This is a genomic window from Bacillus sp. CDB3, from assembly GCF_002081505.1.
Lineage (GTDB): Bacteria > Bacillota > Bacilli > Bacillales > Bacillaceae_G > Bacillus_A > Bacillus_A cereus_AT.
Genome location: NZ_ALBR01000001.1, coordinates 20,313 through 36,126, shown reverse-complemented (window position 1 = coordinate 36,126; position 15,814 = coordinate 20,313). Strand labels below are relative to the sequence as shown.

The window sequence follows — 15,814 nt, the reverse complement described above, 5'->3', positions numbered from 1 at the left end:
AAGCAGGTAAGATGGCCTAACGAGTTTGGAGGTAGGAGAATGGCTTTACATGTTGGAGAATTAGTGGAACGATATTCTCATAATAGGGATATTCTTTTTCGTATTATAGAAATAAAAGGCGAGATAGCGATATTGTTTGGGGAAGAAATTAGACTTGTGGCGGATGCGCCGCTTGAAGATTTAATTAGTATAGATCAACGAGAACATAAAAAAAGAGTGAAGCGTGAAAAAGAAACAATGGAGCGTACGTACCGTTTATTTCAACAAGATTATGTATTAATGAAACAAAGGCATGAACACACTTCAACAGGTGGATATACAAGTGAAGTGAATTATTTTCAAATGCCAGGGCGTGTATTGCATATAGATGGAGATCCTTTATATTTGCGCAAGTGTTTAGATTTATATAATAAAATAGGCGTTCCTGTACAAGGTATTCATTGTAAGGAAACGGAGATGCATGAAAAGGTAGTAGACTTAATCGATCATTTTCGTCCAGATATTTTAGTCATTACAGGACATGATGCATATACAAAGTCAAAAGGAGTCATGGGAGATTTAGCAGCATATAGACATTCTAGACATTTTGTACAGGCTGTTCGAGAAGTGCGAAAAAAATATCCATCATTAGATCAACTCGTTATTTTTGCTGGAGCTTGTCAATCACATTTTGAGGCGTTGATTCGAGCGGGTGCTAATTTTGCTAGTTCACCGTCTAGAATTAATATTCATGCTCTAGATCCTGTATATGTAGTTGGTAAAATTAGTTTTACTTCATTTATGGAAAGAGTAAATGTATGGGACGTTGTGCGTAATACAATTACTGGTGAAAAGGGACTAGGCGGAATTGAAACGAGAGGGATTTTACGAACAGGGTTACCCTTTCAACATTATGAAGAATGAGCAAGGTACATACGTATCTTGCTTTTTTATGCTGGAATGATTTGAATGAACTTGGATAAAAAACTGCAAGAACGTGCAGACTATACAATGATACTTTTACAATATAGTATTTCTTCTATCTATTCGAACGCATGATGCTTTTATAATGATATTGTCTGTAAATTGCGGTAAATAATTGGGATAGATATATCGTGTTTTAAGTGTTCAATCTAAATTACAGCGAGGTGTAGCAAGGGATATGTCAAAACGTTTAGATGATATTAAAAACGAATTAGATCACCATCTTGGACAGCGACTTATGTTAAAGGCGAATAGTGGAAGAAGAAAAACTGTGGAGCAATCGGGTGTACTTGCAGAAACGTATCGTTCGGTCTTTGTTGTACAATTAGATCAACAAGAAGACGCATTGCAACGTGTATCGTATAGTTATGCAGATGTTTTAACAGAGACAGTAGAGTTAACATTTTACGATGAACCCCATAATGAAGCATTTTATAATTAATGTGTTATTTGTTACATATATTCCCACAAATGAAAAGCTATATTATTTTGCATACTAATTATACCGTAGCAAAATAAGGAGGGACTCTGCATTGAGTAGACGAAGAGGAGTCATGTCAAATCAATTTAAAGAAGAGCTGGCAAAAGAGCTTGGCTTTTATGATGTTGTTCAGAAAGAAGGATGGGGCGGAATTCGTGCGAAAGATGCTGGTAATATGGTGAAACGTGCTATAGAAATTGCGGAACAGCAATTAATGAAACGAAACCAGTAGTTGTAAGATACTTTCTATGCTACGGTAGCCGAGGAGAGATTCCTCGGCTTTTTGCACGCTAAAAGGTGCCATCATTTGATATAAGTAGTTTCATTCTGAATGCTTTTCGTTATAATTAGGGAAGTGTCATCGTCTTACTATAAATTTATGGTAAAATAAACGATAAAAGATTGAGTACATAGAGTGGGTGAATAGATTGAAGCTACTAGTGAAAGCGCCAGCAAAGATTAATCTGTCGTTAGATGTACTGGGAAAAAGACAAGACGGATATCATGAAGTGAAAATGATTATGACAACAATTGATTTAGCAGATCGTTTAGAGCTAACGGAATTAGCAGAAGACCGTATTGAAATTTTGTCCCATAATCGGTATGTCCCAGACGACCAACGCAACTTAGCTTATCAAGCAGCGAAATTATTAAAAGAGAAGTTTAATGTAAAAAAAGGTGTATCTATTACTATTGAAAAAACGATTCCAGTAGCCGCTGGATTAGCAGGTGGAAGTAGTGATGCAGCAGCGACATTACGTGGCCTTAATAAGTTATGGAATTTAGGAATTACAATCGATGAGTTAGCGGAGCTTGGCGCAGAAATTGGGTCAGATGTGTCGTTTTGTGTATACGGCGGAACTGCGATCGCCACTGGAAGAGGAGAAAAAATTGAACACATAAAGACTCCACCTTCTTGTTGGGTTATTTTAGCAAAGCCACACATTGGTGTATCGACTGCTGACGTATATGGAAATTTAAAATTGAATTGTGTTACACATCCAAATGTAGATAAAATGGTTGAAGTCATTAATGGCGGGGACTATAAAGGAATTTGTGATACTGTTGGTAACGTTTTAGAAGATGTGACATTTGCGATGCATCCTGAAGTTGCGCGTATTAAGGCGCAGATGAAACGATTCGGTGCGGATGCCGTATTAATGAGTGGAAGTGGCCCAACTGTATTTGGTCTTGTACACCATGATTCGCGAATGCATCGTATATATAACGGATTAAAAGGATTTTGCGAACAAGTATATGCAGTACGTTTATTAGGAGAGCGAGAAACGCTTGAATAAAGACGTATAATACGTTATGATTTGTTTAGAATATTCGTGATTTGAGGTGAGAGTATGAAAATTAGACGAAGTACAAGATTGGTCGATATGACTTATTACTTGCTACAAAATCCTCGTCAGCTAGTTTCTCTCACTTTTTTTGCTGAAAGGTATCAATCGGCTAAATCATCCATTAGTGAAGATCTAGTTATTATTAAGCAAACGTTTGAACAACAAGGGGTCGGCACATTGCAAACGATACCAGGAGCAGCAGGAGGAGTGAAATATATTCCCTATATAAGTGAAGAAGAGGCAAATCTGATTATTAATGAGCTTTGTAGCTTATTTGAAAATCCAGATCGCATTTTGCCTGGCGGTTACTTATATATGACGGATCTTTTAAGTAATCCTCGCCAGATTAATGGTGCGGGTCGTTTATTTGCTTCCGTTTTTGCTAGACAACCAATTGATGCGGTTATGACCGTAGCGACAAAAGGAATTCCACTTGCTTATGCAGTGGCGAATTACTTAGATGTACCGGTGGTAATTGCGAGAAAAGATAATAAGGTAACAGAAGGACCCACTGTTAGTATTAACTATGTATCAGGTTCCTCTAAGCGAATCCAAACGATGACTTTAGCAAAGCGTAGCCTTCCAGAAGGATCTAATGTTTTAATTATTGATGATTTTATGAAAGCTGGCGGAACCATTCAAGGTATGATGAGCATGCTAGAAGAGTTTAAAGCTAACGTTGTTGGAATTGGTGTATTAGTAGAATCTACGGATATCGAAGAAAGACTTATTAATAACTTTGTATCATTAATTCGTCTGTCGGAAGTTGATGTGAAAGAAAAAGCGATTCAAGTGGAGAAGGGGAATTATTCGCTTGCGCCATTTAATGAAGGAATTGTAGGGGCTGAGTAAAAAGGGTAAAGCAGATAGCTTTATCTTTTTTTATTCTATTTATAAATTATAAAATAGGTGGACAAACTGCTTTTCGTGCACTATTTTTAAAGAGTAAAAATAAATAATAAAAGGGTGAAAAGTATGAAAGTTGTTCAAACAAGCAAAGCACCACAAGCAATCGGACCATATTCACAAGGGATTATTGTAAATAATATGTTCTATAGTTCGGGACAAATCCCGTTAACGGCAAGTGGAGAACTTGTAACGGGGGATGTAACAGTACAAACAGAGCAAGTATTTGAAAATTTACAAGCAGTATTAGCAGAAGCTGGTGCTTCATTTGATACAGTGGTAAAAACAACAGTATTCTTAAAGGATATGGATGATTTTAATGCGGTTAATGAAGTATACGGTTCTTATTTCTCTACTCATAAGCCAGCGCGTTCTTGTGTACAAGTAGCAAAATTACCGAAAGATGTTTCTGTTGAAATCGAAGTAATCGCCCTAGTTAAGTAACCCTTTGTAAGCGATAACCTCTACTAATCTCTATATTCAATTACAATAAAAATTTTTATCTTAAAAATTTTAAAAAAATTAAAGGGAAAATAGAAATTTTGTGGAATTTATACAAATATATCGCTTATTTAGAAAAGGGTGGTGAACACAAGATGGAAGTGACTGACGTAAGATTACGCCGCGTAAACACAGAAGGCCGCATGAGAGCAATTGCCTCTATTACTCTAGACCATGAATTTGTTGTTCATGATATTCGTGTAATTGATGGTAATAATGGATTATTTGTAGCAATGCCAAGTAAACGTACTCCAGATGGAGAATTCCGTGACATTGCACATCCAATTAATTCTAATACACGCTCTAAAATTCAAGATGCGGTTTTAACAGAGTATCATCGTTTAGGCGAGTTAGAAGAGGTTGAGTTTGAAGAAGCGGGCGCTTCGTAAAATTCGAATGAAAAGGCTTTCGAAAGAAAGTCTTATAATTTTGTAGCAAACTCCTGTAAGCATTTACAGGAGTTTGTTTTTTTGGAATAATATCTGTTTCTAATTATAAAAATTCATATTTAGAAAAATAAGGGTGGAAAACTTCTAATTTTTTCAAAATCATTTAAAATAGTATAGCTTATTTCTTAAAAAAGATACTAAAGAGTAAAACATCGTATAAGAATTATGGTAAAATTTAATAGTTATAATGTGTTTCTTGAAATATATGATGATTTAGGATAATATCGTTAATGGATAAATAGGTTGCGATGGAGGGTCTATATGTCAAACAGATTTGCAGTGATTCTAGCTGCAGGTAAAGGCACACGTATGAAGTCCAAGCTATACAAAGTGCTACATCCTGTATGTGGGAAACCAATGGTACAACATGTAGTTGATCAAGTATCTCAATTAGGGATGCAGAAACTTGTAACAGTCGTTGGACATGGTGCCGAAATGGTACAAGAACAGCTAGGAAACGTAAGTGAGTTTGCATTACAAGCAGAACAACTTGGTACAGCACATGCTGTCGATCAAGCTGCAAATGTACTTGCAAATGAAGAAGGAACAACTTTAGTTATTTGTGGTGATACACCTCTAATAACTGCTGAAACGATGGAAGCATTGCTTCAGCAACACGAAGAAGCGGGAGCAATGGCAACGGTACTAACAGCGTACATAGAAGAGCCTGCTGGATATGGCCGTATCATTCGTAATGAGAATGGTCATGTTGAAAAGATTGTTGAGCATAAGGATGCAAATGAAAAAGAATTAGCTATTAAAGAAATCAATACAGGTACGTATTGTTTTGATAATAAAGCTCTATTTGCTTCACTTTCTAAAGTTTCAAATGATAATGTACAGGGTGAATATTACCTTCCGGATGTTATTGAAATTTTAAAAAATGAAGGTCATATTGTATCAGCTTATCAAACAGAGCACTTCGATGAAACGTTAGGTGTTAACGACAGAGTCGCTCTATCGCAAGCGGAAATTATTATGAAAAACCGTATTAACCGAAAAAACATGGTAAATGGTGTTACAATTATTGATCCAAGTAACACATACATTTCTGCTGATGCAATTATTGGCAGTGATACAGTTCTTCACCCAGGAACAATTATTGAGGGGAACACTGTAATTGGTTCTGATTGTGAAATTGGACCACATACAGTAATTCGCGACAGTGAAATTGGAGAGCGTACGGTAATTCGTCAATCTACTGTACATGACAGTAAACTTGGTACAGAAGTATCAGTGGGTCCATTTGCACATATTCGCCCAGATTCAGTTATTGGAGATGAAGTGCGCGTTGGAAACTTCGTAGAAATCAAAAAAACTGTTTTTGGTAATAGAAGTAAAGCTTCACACTTAAGTTATATCGGGGATGCACAAGTTGGAGAAGACGTGAATCTTGGTTGTGGTTCAATTACGGTGAACTACGACGGAAAGAATAAATTTAAAACTGTGATTGGTAACGGGGTATTTATTGGATGTAATTCAAATCTTGTTGCTCCTGTAACAGTTGAAGATGGTGCTTATGTGGCAGCAGGCTCTACAATTACAGAGAATGTTCCATCAAAAGCATTATCAGTAGCACGTGCACGTCAAGTTAACAAAGAAGACTATGTTGATCAATTGCTGAATAAGAAAAAATCATAATGTGGAGGGTTAATCTAGATGTCGACTCAATATCTAAATTCTAATTTGAAAGTATTCTCTTTAAACTCTAATAAGGAACTTGCTGAGCAAATCGCAAAGCATATTGGAGTAGGACTAGGAAAATGTTCTGTTGATCGTTTTAGTGATGGAGAAGTTCAAATTAACATTGAAGAAAGTATTCGTGGTTGCGATGTATTCATTATTCAATCTACAAGCTTCCCAGTAAACGAACATATCATGGAATTACTTATTATGATTGATGCATTAAAACGTGCATCTGCAAAAACAATTAATATTGTTATTCCTTACTATGGTTATGCGCGTCAAGACCGTAAAGCGCGTTCTCGTGAACCAATTACATCGAAACTTGTAGCAAACTTGCTTGAAACAGCAGGTGCAACTCGTGTAATCACTCTAGATTTACATGCTCCACAAATTCAAGGATTCTTTGATATCCCAATCGACCACTTAATGGGTGTACCGATTCTTTCAGATTACTTTGAAACAAAAGGTCTTAAAGATATCGTAATCGTATCTCCTGATCACGGTGGTGTAACTCGTGCTAGAAAAATGGCAGACCGCCTAAAAGCGCCAATCGCTATTATTGATAAGCGTCGTCCTCGTCCGAATGTATCGGAAGTAATGAACATTATCGGTAACATCGAAGGCAAAACAGCAATTTTAATTGATGACATCATTGATACAGCTGGTACAATTACATTAGCGGCAAACGCTCTTGTTGAGAACGGTGCTTCTGAAGTATATGCTTGCTGTACACACCCAGTATTATCTGGCCCAGCAATTGAGCGTATTCAAAATTCGAATATTAAAGAGTTAGTTGTAACGAACTCTATCGTATTACCAGAAGAAAAGAAAATTGATAAAGTACATGAACTTTCAGTTGCTCCATTAATCGGAGAAGCAATCATTCGTGTATACGAAGAAGAATCAGTAAGTGTATTATTCAATTAATTGGATAGAATGAGACGTAACCAAGATTGGTTACGTCTTTTCGTATCGAAAAAAGAAAGTAGTGGTACAAAGAATGAAATTAATAGTAGGACTTGGGAACCCAGGTAGAGAATATGAATTAACAAGGCATAATATTGGATTTATGGCGATTGATGAACTTGCCAAGCGTTGGAATCTTTCTTTGAATGAACAAAAATTCAAAGGGCTATTTGGTGCAGGCTTTGTTAATGGGGAAAAGGTAATCTTATTAAAGCCACTTACATATATGAATTTATCTGGGGAAAGTATCCGTCCACTCATGGATTATTATAAAATTGATGTCGAGGACTTCATCGTCATGTATGATGATTTAGATATTCCTGTAGGTAAATTACGCCTTCGCATGAAAGGAAGTGCGGGTGGACATAATGGTGTGAAATCAACAATTTCACATTTAGGAACACAAGAATTTCAACGTATCCGCATGGGAATCGATCGCCCGAAAAATGGGATGAAAGTAGTGGATTATGTATTAGGGCGTTTTACACCTGAAGAACTTCCTGGTGTCAATGGGTCCATTGAAAAGACAGCAGATGCATGTGAAGAGTGGTTAAATAAACCATTTCTCCAAATTATGAATACTTTTAATAGTTAAACGTATAATCTAGAATATTTTATTTTGCTTTAACCCATACTAGTAGTAACTGGATATTTAGGAGGCTAGTATGGAAGGATATTATTACTGTAGACATTGCGAGAGTAATGTAGGTTCCGTTACCGTAGAAAAAGTATATAGCGACGTTTTGCTTCAACTAACAGAGCAAGAAGTAGTGGATATGATTCATTTTCATGAGAATGGAAATATATATATAAAAACGATTTGTGAATCGTGTCAAGAAACGCTCGCATCTTATCCTGAGTATTATGAATATGAAAAATTTCTGCAATAAAATGTTGTCGCTTTGGCATGTCCAAAGCATTTTTCTGTTTTCTTTTTCCGAAATATTTGCATAAAATATAGTAACTTGCTCTTTATGTTGAGAGGAGTTTTGATAATGATAGGTTTATTAGAGCAGTTTTATAAGAATGAAGAGATACAATCGGTTATTAATGGGCTAGAAGATGGGTTGAAAGAGCAACTTATATCGGGTATGGCAACATCTTCTCGTTCATTATTAATGGCAGCTTTATATAAAAAACAAAAACATCGCAACTAATTGTGACGCACAATTTATACCAAGCACAAAAAGTACATGAAGATTTAGTGGCTTTACTTGGTGAAAAAGATGTGTGGTTATATCCCGTAAATGAATTGATAGCATCGGAAATTGGTGTTGCAAGTCCAGAATTGAAGGCGCAGCGTATTGAAGTGTTAAATCGCTTAGCGGCGGGAGAGAATGGGATTATTGTAGCGCCAGTTGCAGGACTACGTAGATTTTTACCAATAAAAGAATTATGGAAGCAAAGGCAAATTGAAATCAATCTAGGGCAAGAGATTGATTTAGATGCACTTTTGCATACTTTACATCATATTGGCTACGAGCGTAAGTCAATGGTAGAAGCTCCAGGAGAGTTCAGTTTACGCGGGGGAATATTAGATATTTACCCATTAACGGAAGAATTACCATTTCGTATTGAATTCTTCGATACAGAAGTCGATTCTATTCGATTGTTTGATGTGGATGAACAGCGCTCTCAAGATAAAAAGGAAAGTGTTAAGTTCGGTCCAGCAACAGAGTTTTTATTTTCACAGGAAGAATTGAAATCGGGAATTAAGCATCTTGAAGAAGGTTTGACTAAGACGATGCAAAAGCTTTCCGATGATAAATTAAAGACTACAGTACTTGAGACGGTAAGTTATGAAATTGAGATGTTGAAAAACGGGCAAAGTATAGAACAAATGTTTAAATATTTATCTATTTTCTATAAAGAACCTGCTAGTCTGATAGATTATTTACCAGAAGATGGTGTTGTGATTTTAGATGAAATTTCCCGTATTCAAGAAACGGCATCACATCTCGAAACAGAAGAAGCGGAATGGTATATATCACTTCTTGGTGAAGGAACAATTATTCAGGACTTATCTTTCTCCCACTCATTTGAGGAGTTTCTTCATCATAAAAAAAGAAGTTTTGTATATTTAACGTTATTCCTGCGCCATATAGCACATACACATCCACAAAATATTGTGAATGTGACATGTAAAACAATGCAGGATTTCCACGGACAGATGCAGTTGTTAAAAACGGAAATTGATAGATGGAATGAAGGGCATTTTACGACCGTTGTGCTCGGAACAGATGATGAACGTGTAAAAAAACTACAACATATTTTAAGTGATTATGATATTGATGCAGACATTGTAGAGGCGACAGATATTTTATTGCCTGGAAGGTTACAAATTGCTGTGGGTGATTTACATGCAGGGTTTGAAATGCCGATGCAAAAGCTTGTTGTTATTACTGAAAAGGAGCTTTTTCATAAGAAGGTTAAAAAATCACAACGTAAGCAAAAGTTATCTAACGCTGAACGTATTAAAAGTTATTCGGAATTAAAAGTTGGAGACTATGTAGTTCATGTAAATCATGGTATAGGTAAATTTTTAGGTATTGAGACGTTAGAGATTAATGGTGTTCATAAAGATTATTTAAATATTAAATATCAAGGTAATGATAAGTTATATGTTCCGATTGAACAAATTGATCAAGTGCAAAAATATGTAGGATCTGAAGGTAAGGATCCGAAAGTTTATAAATTAGGTGGTAATGATTGGAAAAAGGTTAAAACGAAAGTTGAAAAATCTGTACAAGACATTGCAGATGACCTAATTAAATTGTATGCCGAGCGCGAAGCTTCAAAAGGTTATGCATATACACCAGATACGGCAGAACAACAAGAATTTGAATCTTCATTCCCATATCAAGAGACAGAGGATCAATTACGTTCTATTGACGAAATTAAGAAAGATATGGAACGTGGACGTCCGATGGATAGGCTTCTTTGTGGTGACGTAGGGTATGGAAAGACTGAAGTAGCCATTCGTGCGGCATTTAAAGCAATTATGGATGAAAAACAAGTTGCGATTTTAGTACCGACAACCATTCTTGCACAACAACACTATGAAACAATTCGAGAGCGTTTTCAAGATTACCCGATTAATATAGGATTACTAAGTAGATTCCGTACGCGAAAACAACAAAATGAAACGATTAAGGGTTTAAAAGATGGAACGGTAGATATTGTAATCGGAACACATCGTATTTTATCTAAAGATGTTACTTATAAAGATTTAGGACTTCTTATTATCGATGAGGAACAAAGATTCGGTGTTACGCATAAAGAAAAAATTAAACAATTGAAAGCAAATGTTGACGTTTTAACGTTAACGGCAACTCCGATTCCACGCACACTTCATATGTCTATGCTTGGTGTGCGTGATTTATCTGTAATTGAGACACCGCCAGAGAATAGGTTCCCAGTACAAACATATGTAGTGGAGTATAATCCAGCATTAATGCGAGAAGCGATAGAGCGAGAGCTTGCAAGAGGAGGTCAAATTTACTTCTTATATAACCGTGTGGAGGATATTGAAAGAAAAGCAGATGAAATTTCGATGTTAGTTCCAGACGCTCGTGTAACATACGCACACGGAAAAATGAATGAAAGTGAATTAGAGTCTGTTATGCTATCGTTTTTAGAGGGGCAGTATGATGTTCTTGTAAGTACAACAATTATTGAGACGGGTGTAGATATTCCGAACGTAAATACATTAATTGTATTTGATGCAGATCGTATGGGATTATCGCAGTTGTATCAGCTTCGTGGTCGTGTTGGACGTTCTAATCGCGTCGCGTATGCATACTTTGCATACAAACGCGATAAAGTATTATCGGAAGTTGCAGAGAGGCGTCTGCAGGCAATTAAAGAGTTTACAGAGCTTGGATCTGGTTTCAAAATTGCGATGAGAGACTTATCAATTCGTGGTGCGGGTAATTTGTTAGGGGCGGAACAACATGGATTTATTGATTCTGTCGGATTTGATCTATATTCTCAAATGTTAAAAGATGCAATTGAGCAACGTAGAGGAACAGATGGAGTTGAAAATACCGTTAATGTTGAAATTGATTTAGAAGTAGATGCATATTTACCGGATGCGTATATTTCAGATAGTAAACAAAAAATTATGATGTATAAACAATTTAGAGGTGTTTCTGCAATTGAAGATATTGAAGAGCTGCAGGAAGAGATGATAGATAGATTTGGTGATTACCCACAAGAAGTTGGTTATTTATTACAAATCGCAAATATTAAAGTGTTAGCAATGAAAGAACAAATTGAGTTAATTAAGCAAAATAAATTTGAAGTAACGTTCCTGTTTTCTGAACAAGCAAGCCAAAATATCGATGGTGGGAAATTATTTATGCTAGGGAATAGTTTTGGTCGTATGATTGGTCTTGGTATGGAAGGATCACAATTGAAAATTGTGATGAAAACGAATGGATTAGAGACATCGAAATGGTTAACAATTGCTGAAAATTTATTAAAAGGCTTACCAGATGTAAAAAAAGAAGTAATAAATGCCTAATTTAAGATAAAAAATACAATTCGACGTGCATAGAAGAACTAATGTGTAAAATACTATGTTTAACAGTTGGTGATTTTTACATGAACAGGTAAATTCACCACTTTTGATCATCAGTAGAAAGTGAGGCAGCATTAGAATGAAAGCAACTGGAATCGTACGTCGAATTGATGATTTAGGCAGGGTAGTAATCCCGAAGGAAATTCGTAGAACTTTACGTATTCGAGAAGGAGACCCACTGGAAATATTTGTTGATCGCGATGGAGAAGTAATTTTGAAGAAATATTCTCCGATTAGTGAACTAGGTGATTTTGCAAAGGAATATACAGAAGCTTTATACGATAGTTTAGGACATAATGTGCTTGTATGCGATCGTGATTCTATTATCGCAGTAGCAGGCGTATCTAAAAAAGAATACTTAAATAAAAGTGTTGGCGATTTAATCGAGAAGACAATGGAAGAGCGTAAGTCTGTAATTATGACAGATGAAAGCGAAATTTCAATTATTGATGGAGTAACAGAAAAAGTGAGCTCCTATACAATTGGCCCGATTGTTGCGAATGGGGATCCAATTGGAGCTGTTGTTATCTTCTCTAAAGAGGCTATTATAAGTGAAGTAGAGCATAAGTCAGTAAATACAGCTGCAAGCTTTTTAGCGAAACAAATGGAGCAGTAGTGAAGTGTAATTTCTATAAGTAGCAATCTTTCCTAATTATGATATTTCTATTTGAGAAATTAACTATTTGGAGATATAAGTATATTGAACGAAGGTAGCGCTTTGCTACCTTTTTTCGTTGAACATTTTCTAGTGTTGCACGAACGTATTATTACTTGTGGAGGCAAGGGAGCTTGTTCTTTTCTTTATGATATAATACGAGGGGTGAGAATAGAAAAAGGAGTTTTCTTTTATGGAAGCGAAGAAGTATCAAGCCTTTTGGCGTGGGGCTATTATATTAACAATCGCAAGTTTTGTTACGAAAGTATTAAGCGCTTTTTACCGTATTCCATATCAAAATATAGCGGGTGATATTGGTTTTTATATTTACCAACAAATTTATCCGTTTTATGGATTTTGTTTAATTTTAGCTACTTATGGGTTTCCCATTATTATTTCAAAAATGGTCGCAGAAAGATTAGAACAAGGAAAACAAAAAGAAGCAGAAGAAATTATTTGTGTATCTTTTTGGTTTTTATTAGGAATTGGCTTTATAGGGTTTTTCACATTGTTCTTTGGTGCCGAAACGATTGCATCGGCTATGGGTGATGTACACTTATATAAGTTATTACGTGTTATTTCATTTTCATTCATATTAATGCCATTCTTATCCGTAGCGAGAGGGTATTTTCAAGGATTCAATAATATGATGCCGACGGCTGTTTCACAAGTAATTGAACAAACGATTCGTGTATCTATTATTGTCTTTTTATCACTATTCCTTATTGCTCACGGATTTGATCTATATACAGTCGGTGCAGGTGCTATGTTAGGTTCGATTGCAGGCGGGCTTATTGGGATTATCGTACTTTTACTTTATATGCGTCATGATTTCCGGTCTATTTTCTTTAAAAGTTGGAAGAGAGTTGGAGATAAAAAAAGGATTATTAGAATCCTTTTTTGGCAGGGATTAGCGATTTGTGTTAGTAATTTAGTCCTTATTTTTATACAAATGGCGGATTCTATTTCCTTTTATACCTTGCTTATTCGCGCGGGGGAGCAAGTTGAAAATGCAAAGGTACTAAAAGGTGTTTATGACAGAAGTATCCCCCTTATGCAATTAGGTACTGTCGTGACAACTTCTTTCTCATTGTCACTTATTCCGATTATTACAGCGGCAAAGGAAAGAGGAGATCTTGCTTTTATTCAAGAAAAGGTAAAGTTAGCGATGAAAATAACATTTGTTATTGGATTTGCAGCAGCCATCGGATTAACTTGTATTATTCAGCCTACAAATATTATGTTATTTGAGAATAGTGATGGATCAGATGTGTTATCGATTTTATCTTTATCTATTTTGTTTAGTTCATTGTCAATTACAACTGCTTCTATTTTGCAAGGGTTAGGACAAACATTAAAACCAGCAATATTCGTTGTATTTGGAGGTTGTTTGAAGCTAGCTTTAAACTATATATTAATGCCGTATTTTGGTGTAAAGGGAGCTGCAATTGCAACTTTAGTTGCGCTTATTGTAATTGCCTTGCTAAATAGTGTGTTACTTATGCGAGCTGTATCAGAGCCGCTTGTTGATAAGCGGAATATGTTAGGTGTAGTTATTAGTGGTATTGGTATGGGGTTTGTATTAATAATCTTTATGCGTGTGTTGCGAATGTCTGGATTAGTAATTGATACAGGACATAGAGGAATTGCGACGCTTGAAGCGTTGTTAGGTGTAGCTATCGGCGGATTAGTATATATGTTTTTAATTTTAAAATTACGTGTATTTACAAAAGAAGAATTAGGAACCGTTATGAAACAAGAGAAAAAAGAAGGTTCATTGAAGAAGAGTGGATAGAGGTGACTGGTTGTGAGTGGAATTATTACTATTTTAGGATTAGGTGCTGGTGAGTTAGATCAGTTAACGATGGGTGTATATCGAAAGATAAAAGAAGCGGACCATATGTTTGTTAGAACGAAGGAACACCCAGTTATAGAAGAACTGGAGAAAGAAGGCATAAAATATACAGCTTTTGACGATGTATACGAAGCGCATGATACATTTGAAATCGTATATGAAACAATCGCGAATACGTTGTTAGAACAAGCTAAAGGTACAGAAATTATTTATGCCGTTCCTGGTCATCCGCTTGTAGCAGAAAGAACAGTTCAGTTACTTTTGGAAAAAGGAGAGGTAGCAAATATTGAAGTGCGACTTGAAGGTGGACAAAGTTTCCTTGATCCGATGTTTGCGAGTCTAAAAATTGATCCGATTGAAGGATTTCAATTAATTGATGCTACATCATTTGAAAGAGGGCAATTAGAATTACGTCAACATTTAATCTTTTGCCAAGTGTATGATGCGTTTGTTGCTTCAGATGTGAAACTGCCGTTAATGGAGATGTTGCCAGATGATTACGAAGTGTATATCGTAACAGCTGCAGGAACTTCATTTGAGCAAGTAAAAAAAGTACCATTATACATGTTAGATCATGAAACGGAATTAAATAATTTAACGAGTGTATATGTACCGCCAGTTAAGGAACGTGCATCCTTGTATCAGCAGTTTGATGTGCTTAGAGAAATTATTGCTGATCTTCGTGGACCGAATGGTTGCCCGTGGGATAAAAAGCAAACTCATCAATCTTTAAAGAAATACTTAATTGAAGAAGCATATGAAGTGCTAGAAGCCATTGATGAAGAGGATGATGATCATTTAGTAGAAGAACTGGGTGATATATTATTACAAGTTATGCTTCATGCTCAAATTGGAGAGGATGAAGGTTGGTTCTCTATAGACGATATTATTCGAACTTTATCTGAGAAAATGGTTCGTCGTCACCCGCATGTGTTCGGGAATACGGATGTAAATAATGCTGATGAAGTAATTGCGAATTGGGAAGAGATTAAAAAACAAGAAAAGGGATTCGTGAAAGAATCTGTTTTAACGGGTATTCCCAAAAGCTTACCGCAGCTAATGCGTGCTTATGAAATTCAGAAGAAAGCTGGAAAGGTTGGATTTGATTGGGTTGATGTGCAGCCGATGATAGAGAAAGCCTTAGAAGAATGGCAAGAATTCCAGCAAGAAGTTGTAAACATGGATGAGGAAAAGATGCTAGGTGAATTTGGTGATTTACTATTTGCATTTGTTAATATAGCTCGTCATTATAAAATAGATCCAGAAGAAGCGTTGCGTTCAACTAATGAGAAATTTACCGGTCGTTTTTTATACATGGAAGCAAAAGTGGCAGAAATGAATAAAGAAATGCAAGATTTGTCATTAGAACAGTTAGATGTTTTATGGGAAGAGGCCAAACAAACAGAGCGTTAATAGGGGGA

At 35.9% G+C, this 15,814-nt stretch carries 14 protein-coding genes and 1 pseudogene; all 15 read left to right on the top strand.

Annotated features, from left to right (window positions below):
* Positions 1–39 precede the first annotated feature (39 nt).
* The 15 genes and pseudogenes from yabG to yabN all read left to right on the top strand — a co-directional run bounded on the left by yabG (position 40) and on the right by yabN (position 15,806).
* A complete protein-coding gene (gene yabG, locus CDB3_RS00190; protein WP_098765853.1) occupies positions 40–903 on the top strand; it encodes a sporulation peptidase YabG in 864 nt (287 codons plus the stop codon).
* Positions 904–1,141: 238 nt separating this feature from the next.
* On the top strand, positions 1,142–1,405 hold the full coding sequence (gene veg / locus CDB3_RS00185) for a biofilm formation stimulator Veg (protein ID WP_000044339.1): 264 nt from the start codon (positions 1,142–1,144) through the stop codon (positions 1,403–1,405).
* 91 nt (positions 1,406–1,496) lie between these two features.
* The gene (sspF, locus tag CDB3_RS00180) at positions 1,497–1,676 is read left to right on the top strand and encodes an acid-soluble spore protein SspF (RefSeq protein ID WP_002094215.1); all 180 of its coding nucleotides are present in this window, start codon (positions 1,497–1,499) and stop codon (positions 1,674–1,676) included.
* 196 nt (positions 1,677–1,872) lie between these two features.
* Positions 1,873–2,742, top strand: a complete 870-nt coding sequence (ispE, locus tag CDB3_RS00175; protein ID WP_000772102.1) for a 4-(cytidine 5'-diphospho)-2-C-methyl-D-erythritol kinase — start codon at positions 1,873–1,875, stop codon at positions 2,740–2,742.
* A 54-nt stretch (positions 2,743–2,796) separates the two neighbouring features.
* The gene (purR, locus tag CDB3_RS00170) at positions 2,797–3,645 is read left to right on the top strand and encodes a pur operon repressor (protein WP_098361756.1); all 849 of its coding nucleotides are present in this window, start codon (positions 2,797–2,799) and stop codon (positions 3,643–3,645) included.
* Positions 3,646–3,768: 123 nt separating this feature from the next.
* Positions 3,769–4,143, top strand: coding sequence for a RidA family protein (locus tag CDB3_RS00165; protein ID WP_000869819.1), 375 nt, complete (start codon positions 3,769–3,771; stop codon positions 4,141–4,143).
* Positions 4,144–4,295: 152 nt separating this feature from the next.
* Complete coding sequence (gene spoVG, locus CDB3_RS00160) at positions 4,296–4,589, top strand: septation regulator SpoVG (RefSeq protein ID WP_000454042.1); 294 nt, start codon at positions 4,296–4,298, stop codon at positions 4,587–4,589.
* Positions 4,590–4,910: 321 nt separating this feature from the next.
* Positions 4,911–6,290, top strand: a complete 1,380-nt coding sequence (gene glmU, locus CDB3_RS00155) for a bifunctional UDP-N-acetylglucosamine diphosphorylase/glucosamine-1-phosphate N-acetyltransferase GlmU (RefSeq protein WP_128853174.1) — start codon at positions 4,911–4,913, stop codon at positions 6,288–6,290.
* 18 nt (positions 6,291–6,308) lie between these two features.
* Positions 6,309–7,262 carry a ribose-phosphate diphosphokinase gene (locus CDB3_RS00150; RefSeq protein WP_000107420.1) on the top strand — a complete coding sequence of 318 codons (954 nt, stop codon included), beginning with the start codon at positions 6,309–6,311 and terminating at the stop codon, positions 7,260–7,262.
* A gap of 73 nt (positions 7,263–7,335) precedes the next feature.
* Positions 7,336–7,896, top strand: coding sequence for an aminoacyl-tRNA hydrolase (pth, locus tag CDB3_RS00145; RefSeq protein ID WP_128853172.1), 561 nt, complete (start codon positions 7,336–7,338; stop codon positions 7,894–7,896).
* Between the two features lie 70 nt (positions 7,897–7,966).
* On the top strand, positions 7,967–8,191 hold the full coding sequence (locus tag CDB3_RS00140; protein WP_000399437.1) for an anti-sigma-F factor Fin: 225 nt from the start codon (positions 7,967–7,969) through the stop codon (positions 8,189–8,191).
* A 105-nt stretch (positions 8,192–8,296) separates the two neighbouring features.
* Positions 8,297–11,826 (top strand): annotated as a pseudogene (gene mfd, locus CDB3_RS00135) (transcription-repair coupling factor).
* A 136-nt stretch (positions 11,827–11,962) separates the two neighbouring features.
* Positions 11,963–12,499, top strand: a complete 537-nt coding sequence (gene spoVT / locus CDB3_RS00130; protein ID WP_128853168.1) for a stage V sporulation protein T — start codon at positions 11,963–11,965, stop codon at positions 12,497–12,499.
* Positions 12,500–12,731: 232 nt separating this feature from the next.
* Positions 12,732–14,333 (top strand): putative polysaccharide biosynthesis protein, encoded by a 1,602-nt coding sequence (locus tag CDB3_RS00125; protein WP_128853166.1) that lies wholly within the window; start codon positions 12,732–12,734, stop codon positions 14,331–14,333.
* Positions 14,334–14,345: 12 nt separating this feature from the next.
* Positions 14,346–15,806: a bifunctional methyltransferase/pyrophosphohydrolase YabN gene (gene yabN / locus CDB3_RS00120; RefSeq protein WP_128853164.1), complete on the top strand. Its 1,461-nt coding sequence runs from the start codon at positions 14,346–14,348 to the stop codon at positions 15,804–15,806.
* Positions 15,807–15,814 lie beyond the last annotated feature (8 nt).

Coding starts and splice junctions, on each gene's coding strand:
- yabG (WP_098765853.1), top strand. CDS start 40: ATGGCTTTACATGTTGGAGAATTAGTGGAACGATATTCTCATAATAGG.
- veg (WP_000044339.1), top strand. CDS start 1,142: ATGTCAAAACGTTTAGATGATATTAAAAACGAATTAGATCACCATCTT.
- purR (WP_098361756.1), top strand. CDS start 2,797: ATGAAAATTAGACGAAGTACAAGATTGGTCGATATGACTTATTACTTG.
- CDB3_RS00165 (WP_000869819.1), top strand. CDS start 3,769: ATGAAAGTTGTTCAAACAAGCAAAGCACCACAAGCAATCGGACCATAT.
- spoVG (WP_000454042.1), top strand. CDS start 4,296: ATGGAAGTGACTGACGTAAGATTACGCCGCGTAAACACAGAAGGCCGC.
- glmU (WP_128853174.1), top strand. CDS start 4,911: ATGTCAAACAGATTTGCAGTGATTCTAGCTGCAGGTAAAGGCACACGT.
- CDB3_RS00150 (WP_000107420.1), top strand. CDS start 6,309: ATGTCGACTCAATATCTAAATTCTAATTTGAAAGTATTCTCTTTAAAC.
- pth (WP_128853172.1), top strand. CDS start 7,336: ATGAAATTAATAGTAGGACTTGGGAACCCAGGTAGAGAATATGAATTA.
- CDB3_RS00140 (WP_000399437.1), top strand. CDS start 7,967: ATGGAAGGATATTATTACTGTAGACATTGCGAGAGTAATGTAGGTTCC.
- spoVT (WP_128853168.1), top strand. CDS start 11,963: ATGAAAGCAACTGGAATCGTACGTCGAATTGATGATTTAGGCAGGGTA.
- CDB3_RS00125 (WP_128853166.1), top strand. CDS start 12,732: ATGGAAGCGAAGAAGTATCAAGCCTTTTGGCGTGGGGCTATTATATTA.